Below are 23450 nucleotides of genomic sequence, written 5' to 3'. Positions count from 1 at the left end.
AATGGGGCATGGGGCATAATCACCATTAGCATTTCAGTGCATATTCTGCGGCCGCACAGGCATGTATTGCGGTGGTATCAAATACCGGCACGCTCGCGTCTTGTGCGTTAACCAACAATGTTATTTCAGTGCAACCAAAGATAATCCCTTGCACGCCTTGCTGTTCTAATTTGCCCATAATGCGGCGATATTCCTGACGGGAAGTTTCACTGATAACGCCCAGACACAGCTCTTCATAAATAATACGGTTAACAATCTCGCGATCGATACTATCGGGGGTAATCACCTCAATACCGTGTTTTTGCGTCAATCGTCCCCGATAAAAATCTTGTTCCATGGTGTAGCGGGTACCCAATAAGCCAATTTTATTGCTCCCTTGCTGCTTAATTTGTGCGGCAGTGGCATCGGCAATATGCAATAATGGTAATCCGCTGGCCGCTTCAATGTCATCAGCCACTTTGTGCATAGTATTGGTGCATACCACGATGACGTCAGCCCCGGCATTTTTTAATGAAACGGCGGCATCAGACAGCAACTGTGCTGCGGTTTCCCAGTCACCCTTGGCCTGAAGTTGTTCAATCTCATGGAAGTCGACACTGTAGAGAATGATTTTGGCACTGTGTAAACCGCCAAGTTGTTCTTTAACCTGCTGGTTAATCATCCGGTAATAAGGGATGGTTGACTCCCAACTCATTCCGCCAATAAGACCCAAAATTTTCATTAGTTTATTCCTATGCAAACATCAGCACTGAGTATGGATAAGAGTTTAACGATGCGGAAACACCCGGATACGTTGTAACGAAGCAATTAGCGGAACTGTGACAAGACTCCGACTATAGCTGTTATCTCTGTCTATCATGTTTGTTGTAACAAATCTGTAGCAATAGAAAAATCTATTTATTCTTCTATCTATTTTTACACTATTACCATCAACAGGATGACGGAGATTAGGATGATAAAAATAAAGACGGCATACACCCTGACACTATTAGCGCTACTCTTGCCAGCGTCAACCCATGTTGTAGCACAGGATAAAAGTGACAACTATAAACTTGAACAAGTGCTGGTGATGAGCCGGCATGGTATACGCGCACCTTTAGTTAATTATGGCGATATGCTTTCCAGTGCGACACCAGATAAATGGCCACAATGGACCACCCCAGGAGGGTATCTGACACCGAAAGGGGCAGAGCTTGAGGCGATGATGGGGGGGTATTTCCGCGAGTGGCTGGTTAATGCCAAATTGCTGAAAGCGGCAGGATGCCCGGCAGATACCACGGTATTTACTTATGCTAACAGCTTGCCAAGGACCATTGGTACCGCGCAGCATTTCTTATTCGGCGCTTTCCCTGGTTGTAATGTGCCAGTGGCGCACCAAAAAGATATCGGCAAAATGGATCCGGTTTTTAATCCGATCATCACGCTAGATGTCACACCAGAATTTAAAGAAAAAGCCTTGGCATCGATTAATCAACACGCCGGGCCGGGTGGGGTCGAAGGGCTGAATAAACGTTTACAGCCTAATTACGACTTACTTTCCCGCGTATTGGATTATAAAAAATCACCCGCCTGTTTAACGGATAAGAAATGTGACTGGAGTACCCAGCCAACCAATATTGTATTGGTACAAAATAAAGAGCCAGGCATTACCGGCCCGTTAAAATTAGGTACCGGTGCATCAGATGCGTTTATGCTGCAATATTACGAGGGTTTTCCGATTAAAGATGTGGCTTGGGGACGGATTCAGTCAGCGGAAGAGTGGCGTAAATTAATCGATATCAAAAACCTCTACCATGAGACGTTATTCGGTTCTCCTGCCATTGCGGATAATGCGGCTGAGAAGTTAGTCGGTTTTATCAGTGCTGCTCTTGATCCCGTCGGTGAGAAAACGCCTAATGAATTAGCAGCGCAGAAAGCTAAATTGGCGGTATTGGTTGGGCATGACTCTAATATTGCATCATTGTTGGCAGCCCTTAAGACTAAAGAGTACCAATTGCCAGACCAATATGAGAAAACGCCAATCAGCGGCAAAGTGGTATTTGAGCGCTGGAAAGATACGAAACAAAATAAAGATATGATGAAGATCGAATATATCTATCTGTCGACTGAGCAAATTCGTAATAAGACGCCGCTGACCCTTCAGGCACCACCAAAACGTGTCACGCTGGAAATTAAGGGCTGTCCGATTGATGCTAACGGGTTCTGTTCAATGGATGATTTCAGAAAAGCGATAAAACACAACACGCAAAGTTAAGTTCACACTACCTCGCCGCAGGTTGCGGCAGCCAGTAGATAATAGGGGCTGGCATAAAATGATAGGCTACGCTAACGTAATCTCTCTTTGTCAGCCCCAGGCCGTTTGTAGATTTTCTGATGACATTATTTGCCACGACTCAGCGAGCAGTAAAAACACTATTCAGACCTTTTCTGGAAGATCGTCTATTACATATTCTATTGATCTTTGGGATAGGGTTAACCGTCTTAATGCCGGCCCAAATTGTCTCCTTTCCACAGTTTATTGACTGGACCACCATTGTTACTTTATTGGGATTAATGCTACTGACTAAAGGGGTTGAGGTTAGCGGTTACTTCGATTTTATTGGCCGGAAAATTATTAATACACTCCACACTGAGCGGCATCTGGCGCTGTTTTTAGTCTTAGCCGCGGCGCTGTTGTCATCCTTTCTAACCAATGATGTGGCGCTATTTATCATCATTCCACTGATTTTGACGTTGAAAAAAATATCGTCTTTGCCGGTTTCTCGTCTGATCATTTTCTCGGCGCTGGCAGTCAATGCTGGGTCGCTATTAACACCGATCGGCAACCCACAAAATATTCTGTTATGGAGCCGTTCCGAACTCTCTTTTATCGGTTTTACTCGCCAAATGGCACCTTTAGCAGCCATTATTCTGCTGACATTATTCGCGGTAACATGGTGGCGTTTTCCGGCGCGTAAGATAAAGAAACAGGCCTCAAGCCCGATTTATCCTTACCAGTTCCGCCTGTTGCTGAGTTGTTTGGCGCTGTATGTGATTTTTATTATCTGCGTGGATTTGGGCTGGGAAGGTTATGGGCTACTTATCGTTTTTGCCGGTTTATTGCTATTGGCGCGGCGGGTGTTACTGGCCATTGACTGGAGCTTGATTGTGGTCTTTATGGCGATGTTTATTGACGTGCGCCTACTGACGGAATTACCTGCTTTACAATCGCTGTTCGGTGAAATCAAAACATTGTCTACGGCTGCCGCCTATATTTTGGCTATTGGCCTATCGCAACTGATCAGTAATGTCCCCGCCACAATATTGCTGCTTAATTATCTGCCTTCCAGCGCGCTGGTGGCTTATGCGGTCAATATTGGTGGTTTTGGTTTTGTGTTGGGTTCTATGGCTAATTTAATTGCGCTGAGAATGGCGGCAGAGCCGGCCATTTGGTTAAAATTCCATGCTTACTCACTACCATTTTTGTTGTGGAGTGCTCTGGTTGGCTGGTGGTTATTATGATAGTCACAGGCGCGGCTCAGCGGGAAATAACCTGAGCCGACATCTGTCATTAGAAGAAGATAGCCAACAAAAAGACCATCACTATAATCAGCGCCACAAATGCCAGTGACGGTTTTTGCAACAATGGCTGTAATGATTGAGGTAAGGCGGCAATTAGCGGGTTAATCACTGGTTGCAGAATTTTTTGATCTTCTGCTAAACGTTGGGCTGCATTGGCCCGATCCAATCTGGCGGTAAACAGGACATTGATAATGTCGTTCAACTGCGCTTGCGTCAGCGGCGTGGTGGGACTGGCCTGGAAGCGACTCTGGCTGTAATCAATTAATAATTGTTGTTCCTGCGCATCAGCGGGCTGTTTCAACGCGGTTTGCAAGTTAACCAATGTCGGTGCTGTTTGCTGGCTGAGTGCCACTTTGGTCTGTAAAAACTGGCTGAGTATCTGGAAATGGCGTGCAGGTAACGGATCATTACTTTTCACCCCCACCATATCAAATAATGCCTGCCATATTTTGGCCGGTTGCTCGCCGGTTGCGGCACTAAGTTTTGCTACTAGCGATTGAATATTCTGATGCTCCGCCGGCAGTAACGGCCGATCAGTTATTGTTGCCAGTTGTGGCTGTGGAATATTCAGTGTCCCGGATTGCAGCAGCACCAGAACTTGTTGTAACTCTGAATGGCTTAACTGACTTAATACAGTATGACCAAAGTGCTGGCGGATAAAATCACTGACAGCTTGCCGGTTGTTGCCTTGAGGCAGCAGTTCGGTCAGTTGTTGGCGCAACTGGTGATTGGCATGATTTTCCTGTGCCTGCGCCAGACGGGTTTGCAGCAATTGCTCAGCGGGCTGGAAGTGGCGTGCCAGTAAGTCGCTAGTGCTACCCAAGGATAAATCATGACGCAGACCGGCCCAGATCTCAGCAGATTTGATTGGGCTAAGGGCCATGATCCGCACAATTAGCTTCTCCAGCGTAGTGCGTTGCGCAGGGGTAAGTGCCTGATCTTCCACTTGGCCCTGATGAGGTATTTTGGTCGGTGCGACATTGCGATCATTGGCAATCGGCACACTTGGGCCGTTCAAAGGTTGCATATAACCGGTCCTTCGCTGTGGAGGCGATACTGTGGAAATTCATAAAGTACCCGGCAATAGATGCAGGCTACCAATATGATACGCGCAAATGTGGGCGACCCATACCGTCAGATTATGTTTTTTTTGTTAACTACGTTTGTAATTAAATGTCACTTTGAGTGATTGTTTAAGTTCAGACATTGATAATCTTGATTATGCCGCTAAGATGGGCGCTCGGTCTTGAATGAGACTAATTTATCAATTTTACTGATGAATTATATGGATTAGAATTAAATACGGATAATGGTTAAACACGAATAATGGTTAAACAACAGCGCGCGGCAAAGTGGTTCCTCTGCCTGGCTTGCTTGGTCATATTAGTTTGTATGACACAACGCATCGCCAGCCTGCACGCGTTGGAAAAAAACCTCCTTCAGACATCATCATCACAGGTTGCTGCCGATGCTGATGAGGCACCCACCCCTTGTGAGCTAAGTGCCAAATCCCTGTTGGCATCCCCGCCTGTTCTGTTCGAATTAGCGATTTTTTCTCTGGGTTTATTACTCTTGCTATTGGGGCCGGTGATCCCGACCCGCATGAGGTTTCCACCACCCCGAGTGATATCACCCAGCCGTTTGAGGGTGCATCTGCGATTGTGCATTTTCCGGGAATAGAGATGCTTTTGGCATAAATACGGCATCCCTTGCGGTTGCTGTGATTAATCTATTTCTGGAGAAGAATCATGTTCAATTTAAGCAAGACAGCGTTGTTCTGTCTGTTACTGCTATGGATGCCCACCCTTTGGGCGGCAGACAGCGGCTGGTTGGTCAGCCCACAAAACTCACATGCTAAGGTGCGGATTCGTGCCGAACCTTCAACGAGCGGTGAAACCCGCCTGTTACTTTCCGTTCAACTGGAGAAAGGCTGGAAAACCTATTGGCGCTCACCGGGTGAAGGGGGCATTGCACCGACCATTGTCTGGAGCACCGCTCTTGATGCGGTAAAATGGTACTGGCCTGTACCACAACGGTTTGATGTTTCTGGTATCTCTACTCAGGGCTATCACGAGCAGGCCATGTTGCCGATCGTCATTTCCGCTAAGGCACCCAAAACGCTAAGTGGCATCTTGACCCTATCGACCTGTAGCAATGTCTGCATTTTGACTGACTACCCGTTTAGCATCGATCTTTCCTCGCCGTTAAGTGGCGAAAACCAACAGCAATTCCAACATGATTTTGCCCAGGCGATGGGGCAGGTACCCATTGCCAATGCCCTGACCCAACAGATCCAAGCTGGTTTTGATCATGGCGAGGTGCAAATTCTGGCGGTGCGTGACGAAGGTTGGCAACAGCCCGAGTTGTTCTTCGATACCTTGGCGGACGTGGATCTCGGTAAACCGCTGGTCAGTGTGCAGGGTAATCAGTTATCGGTACGGGTTCCTGCGACTGATGGTTGGGGGGAGGGCGTGGGGGATCTACGTGGTAAACCCCTGACGATGGTGATTACTGATGCGGGTCTGGCGCAAGAGACCACGGTGACCATTGGGCAAGCGCTCACTTTACCGCAATCCTCCACTCGTTTTTGGTCTTGGATAGTGATGGCGCTGGCGGGCGGATTTATTCTTAATCTGATGCCTTGTGTGCTTCCGGTCCTTGCAATGAAACTGGGGTCTATTTTGCAGACTGGGCAGCAAACCCGCCGTCAGATTCGTTGGCAGTTTCTGGCATCGTCTGCTGGGATTGTGACTTCGTTTTGGTTGTTGGCATTACTGATGACCGCCTTGCGTTTAGGTAATCATGCCCTTGGCTGGGGAATTCAGTTCCAAAGCCCTTGGTTTATCGGCTTTGTGGTGTTGGTTACCGCACTCTTTACGGCCAACCTGTTCGGCTTGTTCGAAATTAACCTCTCCTCATCGCTCAATAGCCGTATTGCCGCGCCTCGTGTGGAGCAATCGGGGGCTCGCGGTTTGGCCGGCCACTTTGGACAGGGCGCATTGGCGACGCTACTGGCAACCCCGTGTTCCGCGCCATTTTTGGGGACGGCGGTAGCCTTTGCACTGGCCGCCCCTTTACCGGCGCTGTGGGGCATATTTACCGCCCTGGGGGTTGGTATGAGCCTGCCGTGGTTGGCGGTGGCGCTATGGCCTAGATTGGTGCTGTTTTTGCCCCGTCCAGGTCGTTGGATGAACCGTCTGCGTATCGGGATGGGGGGGCTGATGCTGGCATCAAGTCTGTGGTTACTGAGCCTGATGGTGAGCCATATTGGCTCACAACTGGTGATGGTGATTAGCGGAGTGTTGCTGTTAGCGCTATTACTGGCAATTGGCTGGCGCTATGGCGTGCGTGTTGCCGCAATCGTCAGCTTAATCGGGGTGTTGATTATCGGCGGATTACTGTTGGCGGGTTCGCTGACGGCTAATCTATGGCGCAAACCGCTACATGACACCATCCCGTGGCAGCCATTAACTGAATCAGCCATTAAGAAAGCCTTGATGGAGCATAAGCGGGTGTTTGTCGATGTCACTGCCGATTGGTGTGTGACCTGTAAAGTTAACAAAATACACGTCCTGATGCGTGACGATGTGCAGCAGGCGTTGCAAGCACCTGATGTGGTGGCGTTACGCGGTGACTGGACGCGACCTTCTGCTGATATTACTGAGTTTTTGCGCCAGCGCGGCAGTGTCGCAATCCCATTTAATCAAATTTATGGGCCACAGCAACCACAGGGTGTGGTGCTCTCGCCACTGTTGGACCGTGACGTGTTATTAAAAATTTTGGCCGATGCTAAAGGAAATAAAGAATGAAAATTATCATGGTTGTGTTGTTAGCGCTGATCTCGACCTCACTGTGGGCGGCTGCACCTTTTACGCCGGAGCAGGAAGTGCGGATTAAAGCGTTAATCCGTGAAACGCTGGTCGCCAATCCAGACATTCTTGAACAATCCATCAATGCCTTGCAACAGCAAGCTAATGAAGCGCAAGGGCAGCAAATGGATCAATTTATCGCAGCCAATAAGCAGGCGCTGTTCCAAGACCCTGGTAGCCCACGTTTCGGGGCTGCAACTCCAGCCCTGACATTGGTTTCATTTACCGATTACAACTGCCCATTTTGTAAAACTTTTGATCCGTTGCTGGAAAAGGTAGTGAAGGAGTACCCGCAAGTGGCGGTGGTGATAAAACCGCTACCGTTTAAAGGGGAAAGCTCGGTGACCAGTGCACGGTTGGCGTTGACACTGTGGCAACAACATCCGAATCAATTTCTGCCATTTCATCAGCGCTTGATGGCGAAAAAAGGTTTCCACGATGCTGACAGTATTGCCGCGGCGCAGAAAAAAACCGGTGTTACGCCGGTAGCACCAAGCGAGCAGAGCTTGAATGTGTTGCGTACCAACCTGAAATTAGCGGATCAACTGGGTATCCAAGGCACACCTGCCACTTTGATTGGTAATCAGATGATCCCAGGTGCTATTTCCTATGAGCAACTGGAGGAGATAGTGAAGCAGCAACTGGCTAAGGCGGGTAAATGAGTCGCTTGAAGCGGTGGGGTAAAGAGCTGGTTATTCTGCTGGTACTGGTCACGGTGGTCTCTTTGGCGATGGATTGGTTGCGTAGCCCGCAGGTACCTGCTGATTGGGGCGATGTGTCATTACAAACCCTGGAGGGCCAGACTGTCTCGCTAAAGGCGATGAGCCAGGACAAACCGTTGCTCATCTATTTTTGGGCAACATGGTGCGGCGTGTGTAAATTCACCAGCCCCAGTGTCAATCAATTGGTGCAGGAGGGGGAGAATGTGATGACAGTGGCACTACGCTCTGGTGAAGCACCACAGCTTGAGCGCTGGCTGACCAAAAAAGGCTACCGGTTACCGGTGATAAATGACCCACGCGGCGAGTTGTCAGCGCAGTGGCAAGTCAGTGTTACACCGACGTTAGTGATCCTTTATCAAGGCAAAATGGTACAAAATACCAGCGGATGGAGCAGCTATTGGGGCATGAAACTGCGTTTATGGCTGGCCTCGTTCTGAGGTAACGCTGTTTAGCCAACTCCACAGTGAAACGCACGCCAAAAGTTGGACTCAGTCTGACTTTTGGTGGTGCGTTTTTTTGATTAATATTATGCTTGGCACTGACCAATCGCCGCACTTAATCTGGCTATTCCTTGGCTAATCAGCTCGGGCGAATTAGCGGCAAAATTCAAACGGAGGGTGAACTCTCCATCTGACTCTTCGCGGTAAAACCCGCCACCTTTAGCGAAAGTGACCCCCGCCTGCCACGCCAGCGGCATTAATTGAGTCATTGGCACGTTTGCTGGCAATTGTAGCCAGATAAATAATCCCCCATCAGGAACTTCAAACTGGCAGCCGAGTGGCAGTGTCTGCTGGAGGGCATCGACCATGGCATCACGGTGCTGGCGGTACAAACGGCAAGCCCGACGAAGTTGTTTGTCATAGCGCCCGACAGTGACAAATGCATCCAACGCCCGTTGGATCAGGTTCGAGCTGGTAAAACTGTCAACATGCTTTAAGCGCGCCAGTTGGATGTAATGGGGCGCGTCTGCCACCAGATAACCAATGCGCATGCTGGGCAGTAACATTTTGGAAAAAGTACTGACATAGATAACTTCACCCGCGGCTGCCAGTGAACGCAGCGAAGGCAGCTTTTTGCCGCTGTAACGCAAGTCACCCACATAATCATCTTCAAGTATCGGCACCCCAGCAGTTCTGGCTATTTGCACTAACTGATGGCGGCGTTCTTCACTCATACAGCGTCCGGTGGGGTTATTAAAGTTGGGAATGCAATAGATAAGTTTCGGTTGATGCCTGGCTAACAGCGCAGGCAGGGTCGCCAGATTCATGCCTTGTTGGTCGCTGGGCAGAGCAATAATATTCACTTTATGCAGGCGGAACAGGGCTAATGCTTCGGCATAAGTGGGTTCTTCTACCAGCACACTATCACCTGGGGCCAGCAGTGATTGACTGATCAGACTGATGGCGTGTTGTGAACCGTTGGTTATCAACAGTTGCTCTGGCCGTGTTGGGATACCTTGTGCGGATAGAATGCGGCTGAGTGTATCGCGCAATGGATAATAGCCACAGTAATCGCCGTAACTGAATGCTTCTTCAGCATGGCGGCGCAGAATTGAATGCAAGATCTGGCGGAATTCATCCAATGGGAAAATTTTGGGGCTACCGATGCCAGCAGCAAAATTAATGGTATCTGGCGGTAAGGGGATATCGGCATACCCGTCCAGCCTTGAGGTGACAGTGGTAAAACGATCCAGTGGAAACTCACCATGTAGCCGTGGATGCGGATGGCTTGGCGGCGGCGAGAGGTGACAGACATAGGCACCGCTGCCGCGACGTTGTTGTAATAACCCCTTTGCCGCCAGCTCGGCATAAGCATTATCCACTGTGAGTCGGCTCACTGATAATTCTGCTGCCAAGGTGCGGGTTGAGGGCAGTTTGTCGCCATCAGCAAACACCCCACTGAGGATAGCACGGCGCAATGCCTCTTCGATTTGTAGATACAGTGGAATGTCTTGCTGGCGATCTAACGGAATATGCATGTCTCACCGACCAAAAGTGGCTCACTGTGGATAATATATTGTCACTATACTCAAGGTTAACAAGGCTTCAAGAGGAAAAAGTGGCCTGTATCAATCAGTGGGAAAGTGGCTCTGGTGGCAGAGAACATGGGGGGTACAATCGCTATCTGATTAATATCCTGAAAGTAGTTATGAGGTTGTTATGGCGATTCCGGCAGATTTATTCCCATCAGCATTTGGCTCTATCGGGGCGGGCAACGGCGGGTTTAGTGGCAAACGACAAGGCTATCTGCTGGCGATTATTAGTGCCATGTTGTTGGGTTTTACCGGCATCATAATTCGCATCCTCACGGCGCATTATCATCTACCCACTTCGGTATTGGCTTTCTGGCGGGCAGCACTGGTCGCCATGGTGTTATTACCTATTTTACTTCTGACCAAACCGGAATGGGCCAAATTACGCGGGTGCCAGCTAAAATTCTATACGGCATATGGCTTATTGCTGGCGGTCTTTAATGGGCTATGGACTGAATCTGTCGCTTTAAACGGTGCGTCGATCTCCACCATTCTGGTCTATTGCTCAATCGGTTTTACCGTGTTTCTCGGCTGGGTTTTCTATAACGAATATATGGGCTGGCGTGAATTACTGGTTATTATTATCAGCCTGTTGGGTTGTTTCTTAGTCAGCGATGGCCTGAATATTACTGCATCAGACTTTAATTTTGTTGGCTTATTTATCGGATTGGCCTCCGGTATTGGTTACAGCTTTTATACTCTGGCTGGGCGCATTGCGACTGAACGCTGTTATCCGGTCTGGAACACTATTCTTTACGTCTTTGGTTTCTCCGCCATCTACCAACTGATATTTAATCAGTTATTGCTGTGGTTTCCATTGTCTGGGTTACAGCCAATGGTGGGTGATCTATTTTTCTTATCCCATGGAGCTAATGGCATTCAATGGTCTGGTTGGGGGCTATTGTTAATTTTAGCCGCCGGTCCAACGTTACTGGGGTTTGGCCTGTTTAATCTCAGTTTGAAAACACTCTCTTTGGCGGTGGCTAGCCTACTATTAACGCTGGAACTGGTCTTCACTGCGGTGATTGCATATTTCTTGTTGGGCGAAACACTCTCTCCCTCCCAATTGTTGGGCAGCGCGCTGGTATTACTGGGGGTGTTGATGTTGCATCGTAAAGATAAGGCTCAAGCAGCAATGGTGGCGGTTAGCGCGGAATAAAAACAGGGCCGGGGTAGCTGCGCAGAATATACGCCGCTACCTTATTTTTACTGCGCCGCCGCTCTTCGCAATGGGGTGCGCAGGCGCTGAGCTAATATCACCCCAGCCAGCGTGATACCCCCGCCAATCAGGTGATAGCTGTGTAATTGCTCATGAAGGAAGGCCACGGCAATAATGGCGGTAAATACCGGTGTCAGATTCATAAATATCGACGCAGTATTTGCCCCTAACCGCATCACACCGTGGATCCACAAATAAGGCGCAATAATTGAGGCTGGGATCCCAGCAAATAGCACCAATGGAATATTCTGCGCCGTCAATTGCACATCTGAAGCCATCAGGAAATTAGGCAATAATAGCACCACGCCGAAAACGATCTGCATATAAAGGGACTGCCAGTTGGGTAATTGAATCGCCCAGCGTTTGGTTAATACGCCATACAGCGCATAGGATGCCGATGCGCCGAACATCATCAATTCGCCTTTGCCGATACCATGTTGCAACAGTTGTGCCGGGTTACCTGCACTAACCAACCACACTAGTCCCCCTAATGACAGCACGCTACCTAATGCAATGCCTACCGTGGGGGCGACTCGTAACACCACAATGCTAATAAGCACAGTCAGTAAGGGAATTAACGAACTGAGAATCCCCATAAACAGGGCGCTAACACTGTGAGCCGCGTAGTACGCCAGGCTTTGGTACAGCACCATCCCCAGCATCCCCAATATCATCAATTTCCACCAATAAACGCGGATTGCCTGCCAATTGCGGATAACACCCAGCAGCAAGAATGGGGTTAACGTTAGCAACGCCAGCACCCAGCGATAAAACGAGATGGCGGCGGGATCAATTGCGGTGGCAGAGACCTTACTGACTACGGCATTGATGGACCAGATGATCACCGCGAACAGGGGGAATAACATATTCATGATAATAATTCTCATCTAAATAACATGTGACGTAGTCTACAGTTGTCTGATTTATTCTATATACTGAAAATCAGACAATAACTGCTGCGATTAGGACAATCTCGGCAGGAATCATTTTTTACAGGAGACAGTTCACGATGGCAGAACCCTCTTTCCCGGTGGTTGCCACAACCGTGCCACTGAGCCTTTCCTTTCGCTGTGAGGCCTTTAATGCCAATACTGAGTTTTTGCCGCATACCCATCCTTACGGGCAGTTGATCTGCGTAAAGTCAGGTGTGGTAGCGATGAGTATCGGCGGGCAGCGTTTTCTGGCCCCCCCTGAATTCAGTGTCTGGATACCGGCCGGCATGGAGCACTCCAGCCATAACCGTAAGCCGATGCAATTTCGTGCCATTGATATTGCACCTACGCTGTGTGATGAGTTACCGCTATCAGCTTGCCTGATTAATGTCAGTCCAATCTTTAATACCATTGTGGAAGATTGCTTCTCCCGTGGTTTATTGATGCCGGAAAGCGAGCAAGATATGCGCTTAGCCCACGTATTAATTGATCAACTCAGGTTGTCACCGGTACAACGCACCTATCTGCCCACCTCACAGGATAAATTACTGTCACCTATTCTGGCGGCGCTAGAGCGCTGCCCGGCGGACAATACCTCGCTGGCGCAGTGGGCTAAGCGGGTCTATACCACCGAGCGGACGTTATCGCGCCGCTGCCAACAAGAACTGGGTATGGCTTTTAGCGAATGGCGGCAGCGGCTGCGTTTTTTACATGCGATCTCATTGTTAGAAAAGGGCAAAACCGTGCAAAGTGTCGCACTGGATGTTGGGTATAGCTCCTCATCGGCTTTTATCGCCATGTTCCAGCAAATTGCAGGGACTACGCCGGAGCGTTTTCGTCGCAACAATCCCCTTCATCCTTGACGCCGCAGGGGTGTTGGCTATGCTCACGCACCCGAATCACTGACTTGAGTCAGCTCATCGGGATTATGAGCCTCTAATGAGACTCACCCTGCGGGCCAGCGCAAGCGATGTTCAACATGGTTTACAACCAAGTTGTCACTCAATTGCCGCCTACCTGCAACGCCAATGATTTTGGGGATCGTCTTCATCCTGAAGCTGTAGGGGGTTGGCTGCAACTCTAACTTCTTTGGGTATATACTAAGTCCCTGCTTTTCATCTATAGGGCAGTAAGCTGCCGGAGAATAAAGTGAAAATCCTGGTTGATGAGAATATGCCGTACGCAGATGTGCTATTTCGGCGTTTAGGTGAGGTACAGGCAGTGCCGGGGCGGCCAATCCCCCGTGAAGCACTGGCTAATGCTGACGCACTGATGGTGCGCTCGGTTACCAAAGTGAATGAGGCGTTGCTGCAAGGTACGTCAATTGGCTTTGTGGGCACGGCAACCGCCGGTACCGATCATGTCGACGATAACTGGCTACAGCAACAGGGAATCGGTTTCTCCGCAGCTCCCGGTTGTAATGCCATTGCGGTTGTGGAATATGTTTTTTCCGCACTGATGATGATGGCCGAACGTGATGGTTTCCAATTGCGTGACAAAACTGTCGGTATTATTGGGGTGGGGAATGTCGGGGCCAGATTGAATACCAGGCTACAAGCCCTTGGTGTGCGGACTTTACTGTGCGATCCACCACGAGCAGACAGAGGTGATAACGACACTTTCTGGCCGCTGGAAAAACTGGTGCGAGAGGCAGATGTTCTCACTTTCCATACGCCGTTGAATAAAACCGGCCCTTATCAAAGCCTGCACATGGCGGACGATGAATTACTGGCAGCCTTGCCGGATGGCCGTATTCTGATTAATGCCTGCCGCGGAGCCGTGGTGGATAATGCTGCGCTGCTTGGTGCGTTGGAAAAAGGTAAAAAACTCAGCGTGGTTCTGGATGTATGGGAACCGGAACCGGAATTATCTTTGCCGCTGTTAGGGCGGATTGATATCGGGACGCCACATATCGCCGGCTATACGCTGGAAGGTAAAGCACGTGGTACCACACAAGTGTTTGAAGCTTTTAGTCAACATCTGGGGCAGCCGCAGTCGGTAGAGCTAGCTTCTTTATTGCCTCAACCGGAGTTTAGCCACTTGAGACTGAACGGTGCGTTGGATGAAGGCAAATTAAAACGATTGATGCACTTGGTGTATGATGTGCGCCGCGATGATGCGCCACTGCGCCATGTGGCCGGTATCCCCGGTGAGTTTGATCGGCTGCGTAAGCACTATCAGGAACGCCGTGAGTGGTCATCACTCTGCGTGCAGTGCGATGATGCTGCCAGTGCTGAACTGTTGCAGAAATTAGGCTTTAGTACACAGTTATTATAAGCGCGGTATAAACGTTAATTTATTGATTGTCAGGCGGTTTTTTTACCGCCTTTCTCTTTCAATCGATCTTAGTATCTGAATGAACCCTTGTAATTTAATGAACGTTAGTGGAGAAAACCAACATGTCTGACGGCTGGAATATTGCTCTGTTAGGAGCAACGGGCGCAGTAGGTGAAGCTTTGCTGGAGCTGTTAAATGAGCGCCAGTTCCCGGTTGGTGAATTGTATCCGCTGGCCAGCGAACGCAGCGCCGGTGCTTCTGTGCGCTTTAATGGTAAAAGTTTACTGGTTGAAAATGTTGCTGAATTTGACTGGTCTCAGGCGCAGTTAGCTTTCTTTGTTGCCGGGCGCGAAGCCTCACAACTCTATGCGGAAGAAGCGGCGAATGCCGGTTGCCTGGTTATCGACAGCAGTGGCCTGTTCGCGATGGAACCAGATGTACCGCTGGTGGTGCCAAGTGTGAATCCTCAGGTGCTGGCAGAATATCGCAATCGCAATATTGTGGCGGTAGCCGATAGCCTGACCAGCCAGTTGCTGACGGCGATTAAACCACTGACGGAACAGGCTGGCTTGTCCCGCGTGCATGTCACTGCATTGATTTCAGCCTCCGCCCATGGCAAGGCCGCTGTGGACGATCTGGCCGGTCAAAGTGCCAAGTTGTTAAATGGCATTCCTGCGGAGCCAAGTATCTTCGCCAAACAACTGGCATTTAACGTGTTGCCGTTGCTGGCTGATGAAGAGGGCAGTGTGCGTGAAGAGCGCCGTCTGGTTGATCAGGTGCGTAAAGTATTGCAAGACGAAGGTCTGCCTATCTCGGTGAGTTGCATTCAATCACCGGTATTTTACGGTCAGGCACAAGTGGTTCATCTGGAAGCCTTGCGCCCAATCTCCGCAGATGAAGCGCGCAGCGAACTGGAAAATTGCGAAGATATCCAATTATCTGAAGAGGATGATTATCCAACACAGGTCAGTGATGCCTCGGGCAGTGAGGTGCTGAGTATTGGTTGTGTGCGTAATGACTATGGCATTCCCGAAGTGTTGCAGTTCTGGTCAGTGGCCGACAACATTCGTTTTGGTGGCGCATTGATGGCGATTGAAACGGCGGAGCACCTGTTGCAGGAGCAACTGTACTGATGTCCGAACTCGAGTTGGCTCAGCCACAAGACATAGTGGCTGAAACGGCCGGTATAAAAATTGCGCTGGGTATTGAATATAACGGCAGCCGCTATTTCGGCTGGCAACGGCAGTTGGAGGTTGCCAGTGTGCAGGCTTGTTTGGAGGCTGCCTTGTCAAAAGTTGCCGATGAATCCATTGGCGTATTTTGTGCTGGGCGCACTGATGCTGGTGTACATGCCACCGGGCAGGTGGTGCATTTTGTCACCTCGGCGGTGCGTAAAGATGCCGCCTGGACGATGGGGGTCAATAGCCATTTACCTCCAGATATCGCCGTACGCTGGATAAAAACAGTGGATGACGATTTTCACGCCCGTTTCAGCGCTACTGCCCGCCGTTATCGCTATATCATCTTTAACCATCGCTATCGTCCAGCGGTGTTGGCGCAAGGGGTAACCCATTGCTACCTGCCGCTGGATGCTGAAAAAATGGAACGAGCGGCGCAATGTTTACTCGGCGAGAATGATTTTACCTCGTTTCGTGCGATACAGTGCCAGTCGCGTACCCCATGGCGAAATGTAAAACATGTCAAAGTTACCCGACATGGCGCGTATATCGTGGTAGATATCAAGGCCAACGCTTTTGTTCATCATATGGTGCGTAATATTGTTGGTAGCTTGATTGAGATTGGCTGTGGTAATCAGGATGTCAACTGGATGGCCCAGTTGCTGGCACTGAAAGACCGATCACGTGCTGCGGCAACAGCGAAAGCCGAAGGGTTGTATTTAGTCGCGGTTGATTACCCCGAACGTTTTGCGCTACCAACAGCGCCAATGGGACCCCTTTTTTTGGCAGACGACTGATTTCTCTACATTGATGAGTGAGGTCGCCTTGGGCTAAGGAATACCTAAGGAAGTTCAGCTAATCTCACTCACTCAAAGCACAAGTATGTTTACCATTTGAGAGTATTTATGGAATTTATACGTTTCGTTATTGATTTTATTTTGCATATTGATGTCCATCTGGCGGAGCTGGTGGCGCAGTATGGGGTTTGGGTTTACGCCATTTTATTCCTGATCTTATTCTGTGAAACCGGTCTGGTGGTGACGCCGTTCCTGCCAGGAGATTCTTTGCTGTTTGTGGCCGGTGCGTTGGCAGCATTACCGTCCAATGATATCAATGTGCACATTATGGTGGCACTGATGGTTACCGCCGCTATTTTGGGCGATGCTATTAACTACACCATTGGGCGGGTGTTCGGAGAGAAACTATTCAGTAACCCGGACTCCAAAATTTTCCGCCGCAGCTATCTGGAAAAAACCCATCAGTTCTACGAAAAACATGGCGGTAAAGCGATTGTTTTGGCACGTTTTGTCCCGATTATCCGCACTTTTGCGCCGTTTGTCGCCGGAATGGGTAAAATGTCTTATCGCCACTTTGCGGCTTATAACGTGATTGGGGCGTTGGTATGGGTACTGTTATTCACCTATGCTGGTTATCTGTTTGGTAACGTACCTATCGTGCAGAACAATCTGAAATTGCTAATTGTTGCCATTATTGTGGTGTCAATTTTGCCGGGTGTATTTGAGGTATGGCGGCATCGGCGCGCGCAATCACGGCAAAAAAATCAGTAAAAACGTTACCTAAGCCGTGGGTTCGACCAGTTTTTTATCTACACTGTCGAGCCAATATGGTTTAATGAGTGACATTTATGGTCTGTTCCTGCGGACAACCCGAGTTCCAGTGCCTTAGCCACGTTGTAATGGCGTGTATCTCAGGCATTTTTTGTTGGGATGTTTTCAGGGAGATGGTTAAAGCATGAACAGCGGACTGGCAACAGCCAGGTTCAAACAGAAAGGTCATCGATGAGCTGGATTGAACGAATTCTTAACAAAAGCAATATTACACAAACCCGTAAAGCGAGTATTCCTGAAGGGGTGTGGACGAAATGTGACAGTTGCGGTCAGGTGCTTTACCGTGCCGAGTTAGAGCGTAATCTAGAAGTTTGTCCTAAGTGTGATCACCATATGCGTATGACAGCCCGTGCACGGTTACATATGCTACTGGATGCAGGCAGTGAAGTTGAATTGGGTAGCGAACTGGAGCCGAAGGATATCCTGAAATTCAAGGATTCCAAAAAGTATAAAGATCGCATTTCTGCCGCACAAAAAGATACCGGCGAAAAAGACGCTTTGGTTGCCATGAAAGGGACCTTACAAGGGATGCCGATCGTTGCCGCTTCATTTGAATTTGCCTTTATGGGTGGGTCAATGGCGTCAGTGGTGGGTGCCCGTTTTGTGCGTGCAGTTGAGCAGGCGCTGGAAGATAATTGCCCGTTGGTGTGCTTCTCCTCCAGTGGTGGTGCTCGTATGCAAGAAGCATTGATGTCACTGATGCAGATGGCAAAAACCAGTGCTGCTCTGGCTAAAATGCAAGAGCGTGGCTTGCCGTACATTTCTGTGCTGACGGATCCTACCATGGGTGGTGTCTCCGCCAGTCTGGCAATGTTGGGTGATATCAATATCGCAGAACCAAAAGCCTTAATCGGTTTTGCTGGTCCACGGGTTATTGAGCAAACCGTTCGGGAAAAACTGCCGCCGGGCTTCCAGCGCAGTGAGTTCTTGATTGAAAAAGGCGCTATCGACATGATCGTTCGCCGCCCGGTGATGCGTCAGACAATTGCCAGCATCTTGTCTAAATTAACGCATCAGCCACAACCCAGTGTGATTGAGAGTAAAGCCGATACTGCTCAGGCGGATAATCAGGCCGAAGCCTGATTATCCACGCGGGCATCACCCTGATAAGGTGATGCCCGGTTGTTGTGCATTGTCGCAACTTAAGCTTTATAGCTTTAAAAAAGAAAATATTTACCCAAAATAATTTGAGTTGCAGGAAGGCGGCAATTGAGTGACAACTTGGTTGTAAACCATGTTGAACATCGCTTGCGCTGGCCCGCAGGGTGAGTCTCATTAGAGGCTCATAATCCTGATGAGTTGACGCTAGTCATTGATTCGGGTGACAAATCGGTCAGGAACCGATTTGAACGCTGCTTGCAGCGGCCTCGCAGAGGCGAGGTCCATGGACGGGGGCCGAGCAACGAAAGCAGTCAACGCACATGCAGCTTGAAGTATGGTGGGTATAAAGGCCAGTGACGGGACTCATGAAAAACCATCAAATTCCCCAAGCCACGTCGCCTTTGGCCGCGTGGCTTTACTATCTTGAACGTTTGCACTCTCAACCAATCGAGTTGGGTCTGGAACGTGTTAAACAGGTTGCTGAGCGTTTGGATCTGCTTAACCCTGCCCCAAAAGTCTTCACCGTTGCCGGTACTAATGGCAAAGGCACCACCTGTTGTACCCTGGAATCAATTTTACTTGCAGCGGGTCTGCGGGTCGGGGTTTACAGCTCACCTCACCTTTTGCGTTACACCGAGCGAGTCCGTATTCAGGGGCAAGAACTGTCTGAGGCTGAACACAGCCACTCTTTTGCTCAAATTGAAGCCGGGCGCGCGGGTATATCACTGACTTACTTCGAATTTGGCACCTTATCTGCGCTGCAATTATTTAAGCAGGCTAAGCTTGATGTAGTGATTCTGGAAGTGGGGCTGGGTGGACGTTTGGATGCGACCAATATAGTCGATTCTGATGTTGCGGCTATTACCAGTATTGCCATAGACCATACTGACTGGTTGGGCTTCGATCGAGAAAGCATTGGCCGCGAGAAGGCTGGTGTTTTCCGTGCGGGGAAACCTGCCGTGGTTGGCGAACCGGATATGCCGCAGTCGATTGCCGATGTTGCGGCGCAATTGGGGGCACAACTGTATCGCCGTGATGACGCATGGCGGTTTAGCCAACAACAGCCAGGTGAACAACAAGAAAATGCCTGGGATTGGCAGTGTGGCAACCATCATTGGACCAATCTACCCTTACCAAACGTACCTTTGGCAAATGCGGCGACAGCTTTGGCCGTATTGCACTATTCTGGCCTGCCTTTAAGCGATAAGGTTATTCGCCAGGGCTTGTTGGCTGCCAGTTTGCCAGGGCGTTTTCAGGTTGTCAGTGAGCAACCACTGCTGATTTTGGATGTAGCCCATAACCCGCATGCAGCACGTTATCTCACCGACAGGCTGGCTCGATTGCCAAAACACGGTAAAGTACGGGCTGTGGTAGGTATGCTATCAGATAAAGATATCGGCGGGACGCTGGCCTGTTTATCTGAACAAGTCGATGAATGGTACTGCGCACCGCTTGAAGGGCCGCGTGGGGCGACGGCGGAGCAATTAGCCGAGCATTTGGAGTTATCACGCCAGTTTAGCGATGTAGAAACGGCCTGGCGTCAGGCTATGTTGGATGCAAAACCACAGGATGTGGTTATTGTCTGTGGTTCTTTCCATACTGTCGCTCATGTGATGGCTGTATTGGATTTATGACAGCCTGAATTTGTGACAACTTGAGTTTATCAAGGCATTGAATTGGGAGTGCGAGTGGCAAGTAAGTTCCAGAACCGTTTAGTCGGGACCATAATTCTGGTGGCGTTAGGCGTGATTGTGCTGCCGGGGCTACTGGATGGTAAAAAGAAGCATTATGAGGATGAGTTCGCCGCTATCCCATTAGTGCCAAAACCAGGTGATAGTCAGGAGATCGATGCGGTTGGTCCGGTCAGTCAACCTCTGCCTATTGCTCCACCGGAAGGTGCGGCGCAAGCCGTGGATGTCCCCAAAGATGATTCCGCCTCTCAGGCTGCTAATGATGCTGGTAACCCTCCGTCTGAACCGACTATCGTGGCACCGCCAGTGATACAGAGTAAGCCGGTTGAGGTGAAACCTGTTGAGAAGAAACCGGTTGAGGTCAAATCGCTACCGGTAGAGAAAAAACCGCAGGAAGTAAAACCTAAACCTGAGGTTAAACCGGACGTTCAGCCGGAAACTAAACCGGTCACAGAAGAAAAAGCACCGGTAGGGCAGGCTTATGTCGTCCAACTGGGCGCGTTGAAAAACGCAGCTAAAGTGAATGAAATCGTGGCGACGCTGCGCTTGTCAGGTCATCGGGCGTTTACGGTGCCTACAACGCCGGTTCAAGGCCAAATAACCCGTGTGTATGTCGGGCCAGATGCGTCAAAACAAAAATTGCAATCTGCGCTGCCAGAGCTTAATTCATTAAGCGGCCTGAATGGGCAAGTTAAGCCCTATGGCACGGCGCGTTAAGGTTTATGCCGAGAGTTAAGATATCAGGGTGTACGGGGTTTTTGAGCTAAGTTTGTGCGGCGATTGTTGTTTTTAAAATCGCCGCACTTTAATTTGTCGCGGGTAAGAATTCCCCTACGCAAACGTTTTCTTTTTCTGTTAGAATTCGCCGCGAACAGGATGCAGCGGCGATTTCGTCATTGGAATAGTCATGGTCTGGATTGATTACGTCATTATAGGGATTATCGGATTTTCTGCATTGGTCAGCTTAATCCGGGGTTTTGTCCGTGAAGCATTGTCACTTGTAACATGGGGATGTGCGTTTTTTGTTGCCAGCCATTTTTACACTTACCTTGCTGTCTATTTCACGCGTTTTGAAGATGAAGTAGTTCGCAACGGAATTGCCATCGGCATTTTGTTCATCGCGACATTGATCGTCGGGGCTATTGTTAACTATGTGATTGGTTCGTTGGTTGAACGTACTGGTTTATCAGGAACTGACAGGGTGCTGGGTGTCTGTTTTGGCGCGCTGCGAGGTGTTCTGATAGTCTCTGCCATGCTGTTCTTTCTGGATACGTTTACCGGCTTCTCACAGAGTGTTGACTGGAAACAGTCACAATTAATCCCGCAGTTCAGTTATATAATCAGGTGGTTCTTTGACTACCTGCAGAGCACGTCGAGTTTCTTACCGAATCAATTACCGATTCGGAGCGGCTTATGAGGAAAAGACAACATGTGCGGTATTGTCGGTATCGCCGGTTTTGCACCGGTAAACCAGTCGATTTATGATGCGCTGACGGTGCTTCAGCACCGAGGCCAGGATGCTGCGGGCATCGTTACCATTGATGCCCATAATGGGTTCCGGCTGCGTAAAGCAAACGGCTTGGTGAAGGATGTATTTGAAACCCGGCATATGCTGCGCTTACAGGGGAATATGGGTATTGGCCATGTTCGTTACCCGACGGCTGGCAGTTCCAGTGCTTCCGAGGCTCAGCCTTTCTACGTTAACTCACCGTTTGGCATCACTCTCGCTCATAACGGTAATCTGACTAACGCTCACCAACTGAGAAAGAAATTATTCGAAGTTTCTCGCCGTCATGTGAACACCACTTCTGACTCGGAAATTTTGCTGAATATTTTTGCCAGTGAATTGGACCGTTTCCAACATTATCCATTGGAATCAGACAATATTTTTGCTGCTGTTGCCGCAACACATCAGTTGATCCGTGGGGCATACGCTTGTGTTGCGATGATTATCGGCCACGGGATGGTCGCGTTCCGTGACCCTAACGGTATTCGCCCGCTGGTTATTGGTAAACGCACGTTAGTTGATGGCCGCAATGAATATATGGTCGCTTCTGAAAGTGTGGCATTGGATACCCTTGGCTTTGAATTCCTGCGGGATGTTGCGCCGGGCGAAGCTGTGTATATCACGGAAAAAGGCCAGTTGTTTACCCGCCAGTGTGCTGAAAATCCGAAATACAATCCGTGCTTGTTTGAGTATGTGTATTTTGCTCGCCCAGACTCCTTTATGGATAAAATTTCTGTTTACAGTGCGCGCGTGCGCATGGGCCAGAAGTTGGGTGCCAAAATTGCCAAGCAGTGGGAAGATCTGGATATTGATGTTGTCATTCCTATCCCGGAAACATCTTGCGATATCGCGCTGGAAATCGCCCGTATTCTAGATAAACCGTACCGCCAGGGGTTTGTGAAAAACCGTTATGTTGGCCGTACCTTTATCATGCCGGGTCAGCAGGAACGTCGTAAATCTGTGCGCCGTAAACTGAATGCCAACCGCGCAGAGTTCCGTGATAAGAACGTCTTATTAGTGGATGACTCTATCGTGCGTGGCACCACATCAGAACAGATTGTCGAGATGGCGCGTGAGGCTGGGGCGAAGAAGGTCTATTTCGCCTCTGCGGCACCGGAAATTCGTTTCCCGAATGTGTATGGCATTGATATGCCAAGTGCGAACGAATTGATTGCCCATGGTCGTGAAGTGGATGAAATCCGCCAGTTGATTGGTGCCGATGCACTGATTTTCCAGGACCTTAGCGATCTTATCGAGGCAGTACGCGAAGATAACCCAGACATCACCCAGTTTGAGTGCTCGGTCTTTAACGGCGTTTACGTGACTAAAGATGTCGATCAGAGCTATCTGGAATATCTTGAATCGTTACGTAACGATGATGCGCAGGCATTACGTAATCATAACGAGGCCGAGAATCTGGAGATGCATAACGAAGGGTAATACCCGTTATCTTTCAGGTTGCAGATGTGTTGGCCTCGACCAATCCACGGATCTTGCGATGCGGTCGCTGTTTAGTGCCTTGCTGCAACTTGAAATTTATTGGGTATCTTCAGTTATCGGCAGAGTGTGAATCAAAAAGGTGCAACCAGCGTTCCGGCGCGGTGCACCTTTTTTGTTATCTAGCCGAGGGCCATGGGTATTGTGGCAAAACGGGGCCAATAACTTGCTAATCCGTACTTGATACGGCAAAGTCGGGCGATATTTCTTTATGTTATGCTCACTCTATAAGGCAT

The 23450-nt window shown here is 49.3% G+C and carries 21 protein-coding genes; 17 read left to right on the top strand and 4 right to left on the bottom strand.

What is annotated here, in order from left to right:
• Positions 1 to 25: 25 nt before the first annotated feature.
• A complete protein-coding gene (locus ACWJJO_RS15440; RefSeq protein ID WP_442850768.1) occupies positions 26 to 721 on the bottom strand; it encodes an aspartate/glutamate racemase family protein in 696 nt (231 codons plus the stop codon).
• 231 nt (positions 722 to 952) lie between these two features.
• On the opposite strand from ACWJJO_RS15440, the gene agp reads away from it, so the two are divergent.
• Together agp and ACWJJO_RS15430 are read left to right on the top strand one after the other, a co-directional pair.
• Complete coding sequence (gene agp, locus ACWJJO_RS15435) at positions 953 to 2254, top strand: bifunctional glucose-1-phosphatase/inositol phosphatase (RefSeq protein WP_083158220.1); 1302 nt, start codon at positions 953 to 955, stop codon at positions 2252 to 2254.
• A gap of 119 nt (positions 2255 to 2373) precedes the next feature.
• Positions 2374 to 3501: an SLC13 family permease gene (locus ACWJJO_RS15430; protein WP_372569395.1), complete on the top strand. Its 1128-nt coding sequence runs from the start codon at positions 2374 to 2376 to the stop codon at positions 3499 to 3501.
• Positions 3502 to 3550: 49 nt separating this feature from the next.
• Here ACWJJO_RS15430 and flk read toward each other — a convergent pair whose 3' ends face one another.
• On the bottom strand, positions 3551 to 4588 hold the full coding sequence (flk, locus tag ACWJJO_RS15425) for a flagella biosynthesis regulator Flk (protein ID WP_420072977.1): 1038 nt from the start codon (positions 4586 to 4588) through the stop codon (positions 3551 to 3553).
• A gap of 299 nt (positions 4589 to 4887) precedes the next feature.
• Between flk and ACWJJO_RS15420 the strand changes: the two genes are divergently transcribed.
• From ACWJJO_RS15420 to ACWJJO_RS15405, 4 genes are all read left to right on the top strand, one after another.
• Entirely contained in the window at positions 4888 to 5241 is a 354-nt protein-coding gene (locus tag ACWJJO_RS15420) for a copper resistance protein (RefSeq protein WP_372559498.1), read from the top strand.
• Between the two features lie 68 nt (positions 5242 to 5309).
• Positions 5310 to 7370 (top strand): protein-disulfide reductase DsbD family protein, encoded by a 2061-nt coding sequence (locus tag ACWJJO_RS15415; RefSeq protein WP_481091210.1) that lies wholly within the window; start codon positions 5310 to 5312, stop codon positions 7368 to 7370.
• Positions 7367 to 8092: a DsbA family protein gene (locus ACWJJO_RS15410; RefSeq protein ID WP_083158225.1), complete on the top strand. Its 726-nt coding sequence runs from the start codon at positions 7367 to 7369 to the stop codon at positions 8090 to 8092. The genes ACWJJO_RS15415 and ACWJJO_RS15410 overlap by 4 nt, the downstream gene beginning before the upstream one ends.
• Entirely contained in the window at positions 8089 to 8589 is a 501-nt protein-coding gene (locus ACWJJO_RS15405) for a protein disulfide oxidoreductase (RefSeq protein WP_083158226.1), read from the top strand. Before ACWJJO_RS15410 ends, ACWJJO_RS15405 begins: the two co-directional genes overlap by 4 nt.
• An 89-nt stretch (positions 8590 to 8678) precedes the next feature.
• On the opposite strand, the gene pdxR is transcribed toward ACWJJO_RS15405, so the two are convergent.
• Positions 8679 to 10130 carry a MocR-like pyridoxine biosynthesis transcription factor PdxR gene (pdxR, locus tag ACWJJO_RS15400; RefSeq protein WP_083158227.1) on the bottom strand — a complete coding sequence of 484 codons (1452 nt, stop codon included), beginning with the start codon at positions 10128 to 10130 and terminating at the stop codon, positions 8679 to 8681.
• 181 nt (positions 10131 to 10311) lie between these two features.
• On the opposite strand from pdxR, the gene ACWJJO_RS15395 reads away from it, so the two are divergent.
• Positions 10312 to 11343: a DMT family transporter gene (locus tag ACWJJO_RS15395; protein ID WP_420072976.1), complete on the top strand. Its 1032-nt coding sequence runs from the start codon at positions 10312 to 10314 to the stop codon at positions 11341 to 11343.
• Positions 11344 to 11390: 47 nt separating this feature from the next.
• On the opposite strand, the gene ACWJJO_RS15390 is transcribed toward ACWJJO_RS15395, so the two are convergent.
• Complete coding sequence (locus tag ACWJJO_RS15390; RefSeq protein ID WP_083158229.1) at positions 11391 to 12275, bottom strand: DMT family transporter; 885 nt, start codon at positions 12273 to 12275, stop codon at positions 11391 to 11393.
• A 137-nt stretch (positions 12276 to 12412) separates the two neighbouring features.
• On the opposite strand from ACWJJO_RS15390, the gene ACWJJO_RS15385 reads away from it, so the two are divergent.
• The 10 genes from ACWJJO_RS15385 (at position 12413) to purF (ending at position 23157) form a co-directional block, all read left to right on the top strand.
• Complete coding sequence (locus ACWJJO_RS15385; protein WP_372569390.1) at positions 12413 to 13198, top strand: AraC family transcriptional regulator; 786 nt, start codon at positions 12413 to 12415, stop codon at positions 13196 to 13198.
• A 286-nt stretch (positions 13199 to 13484) separates the two neighbouring features.
• Positions 13485 to 14612: a 4-phosphoerythronate dehydrogenase PdxB gene (gene pdxB, locus ACWJJO_RS15380; RefSeq protein WP_083158231.1), complete on the top strand. Its 1128-nt coding sequence runs from the start codon at positions 13485 to 13487 to the stop codon at positions 14610 to 14612.
• 122 nt (positions 14613 to 14734) lie between these two features.
• On the top strand, positions 14735 to 15745 hold the full coding sequence (locus tag ACWJJO_RS15375; protein WP_083158232.1) for an aspartate-semialdehyde dehydrogenase: 1011 nt from the start codon (positions 14735 to 14737) through the stop codon (positions 15743 to 15745).
• Positions 15745 to 16587 (top strand): tRNA pseudouridine(38-40) synthase TruA, encoded by an 843-nt coding sequence (gene truA / locus ACWJJO_RS15370; RefSeq protein ID WP_083158233.1) that lies wholly within the window; start codon positions 15745 to 15747, stop codon positions 16585 to 16587. Before ACWJJO_RS15375 ends, truA begins: the two co-directional genes overlap by 1 nt.
• A 108-nt stretch (positions 16588 to 16695) precedes the next feature.
• Positions 16696 to 17358, top strand: coding sequence for a DedA family protein (locus tag ACWJJO_RS15365; RefSeq protein WP_083158234.1), 663 nt, complete (start codon positions 16696 to 16698; stop codon positions 17356 to 17358).
• Between the two features lie 231 nt (positions 17359 to 17589).
• A complete protein-coding gene (accD, locus tag ACWJJO_RS15360; protein ID WP_083158235.1) occupies positions 17590 to 18501 on the top strand; it encodes an acetyl-CoA carboxylase, carboxyltransferase subunit beta in 912 nt (303 codons plus the stop codon).
• A gap of 383 nt (positions 18502 to 18884) precedes the next feature.
• Positions 18885 to 20153 carry a bifunctional tetrahydrofolate synthase/dihydrofolate synthase gene (gene folC, locus ACWJJO_RS15355; protein WP_420072974.1) on the top strand — a complete coding sequence of 423 codons (1269 nt, stop codon included), beginning with the start codon at positions 18885 to 18887 and terminating at the stop codon, positions 20151 to 20153.
• Positions 20154 to 20207: 54 nt separating this feature from the next.
• Entirely contained in the window at positions 20208 to 20927 is a 720-nt protein-coding gene (dedD, locus tag ACWJJO_RS15350) for a cell division protein DedD (RefSeq protein WP_481091209.1), read from the top strand.
• A gap of 190 nt (positions 20928 to 21117) precedes the next feature.
• Positions 21118 to 21627, top strand: coding sequence for a colicin V production protein (cvpA, locus tag ACWJJO_RS15345; RefSeq protein WP_050112971.1), 510 nt, complete (start codon positions 21118 to 21120; stop codon positions 21625 to 21627).
• Positions 21628 to 21639: 12 nt separating this feature from the next.
• Complete coding sequence (gene purF, locus ACWJJO_RS15340; RefSeq protein ID WP_083158238.1) at positions 21640 to 23157, top strand: amidophosphoribosyltransferase; 1518 nt, start codon at positions 21640 to 21642, stop codon at positions 23155 to 23157.
• The last annotated feature ends 293 nt before the right edge of the window (positions 23158 to 23450 follow it).

Source organism: Yersinia antarctica (assembly GCF_056636475.1).
This window is presented reverse-complemented; position numbering and strand designations above follow the sequence as displayed.

Coding starts and splice junctions, on each gene's coding strand:
- ACWJJO_RS15440 (WP_442850768.1), bottom strand. CDS start 721: ATGAAAATTTTGGGTCTTATTGGCGGAATGAGTTGGGAGTCAACCATC.
- agp (WP_083158220.1), top strand. CDS start 953: ATGATAAAAATAAAGACGGCATACACCCTGACACTATTAGCGCTACTC.
- ACWJJO_RS15430 (WP_372569395.1), top strand. CDS start 2,374: ATGACATTATTTGCCACGACTCAGCGAGCAGTAAAAACACTATTCAGA.
- flk (WP_420072977.1), bottom strand. CDS start 4,588: ATGCAACCTTTGAACGGCCCAAGTGTGCCGATTGCCAATGATCGCAAT.
- ACWJJO_RS15420 (WP_372559498.1), top strand. CDS start 4,888: ATGGTTAAACAACAGCGCGCGGCAAAGTGGTTCCTCTGCCTGGCTTGC.
- ACWJJO_RS15415 (WP_481091210.1), top strand. CDS start 5,310: ATGTTCAATTTAAGCAAGACAGCGTTGTTCTGTCTGTTACTGCTATGG.
- ACWJJO_RS15410 (WP_083158225.1), top strand. CDS start 7,367: ATGAAAATTATCATGGTTGTGTTGTTAGCGCTGATCTCGACCTCACTG.
- ACWJJO_RS15405 (WP_083158226.1), top strand. CDS start 8,089: ATGAGTCGCTTGAAGCGGTGGGGTAAAGAGCTGGTTATTCTGCTGGTA.
- pdxR (WP_083158227.1), bottom strand. CDS start 10,130: ATGCATATTCCGTTAGATCGCCAGCAAGACATTCCACTGTATCTACAA.
- ACWJJO_RS15395 (WP_420072976.1), top strand. CDS start 10,312: ATGGCGATTCCGGCAGATTTATTCCCATCAGCATTTGGCTCTATCGGG.
- ACWJJO_RS15390 (WP_083158229.1), bottom strand. CDS start 12,275: ATGAATATGTTATTCCCCCTGTTCGCGGTGATCATCTGGTCCATCAAT.
- ACWJJO_RS15385 (WP_372569390.1), top strand. CDS start 12,413: ATGGCAGAACCCTCTTTCCCGGTGGTTGCCACAACCGTGCCACTGAGC.
- ACWJJO_RS15375 (WP_083158232.1), top strand. CDS start 14,735: ATGTCTGACGGCTGGAATATTGCTCTGTTAGGAGCAACGGGCGCAGTA.
- truA (WP_083158233.1), top strand. CDS start 15,745: ATGTCCGAACTCGAGTTGGCTCAGCCACAAGACATAGTGGCTGAAACG.
- ACWJJO_RS15365 (WP_083158234.1), top strand. CDS start 16,696: ATGGAATTTATACGTTTCGTTATTGATTTTATTTTGCATATTGATGTC.
- accD (WP_083158235.1), top strand. CDS start 17,590: ATGAGCTGGATTGAACGAATTCTTAACAAAAGCAATATTACACAAACC.
- folC (WP_420072974.1), top strand. CDS start 18,885: ATGAAAAACCATCAAATTCCCCAAGCCACGTCGCCTTTGGCCGCGTGG.
- cvpA (WP_050112971.1), top strand. CDS start 21,118: ATGGTCTGGATTGATTACGTCATTATAGGGATTATCGGATTTTCTGCA.
- purF (WP_083158238.1), top strand. CDS start 21,640: ATGTGCGGTATTGTCGGTATCGCCGGTTTTGCACCGGTAAACCAGTCG.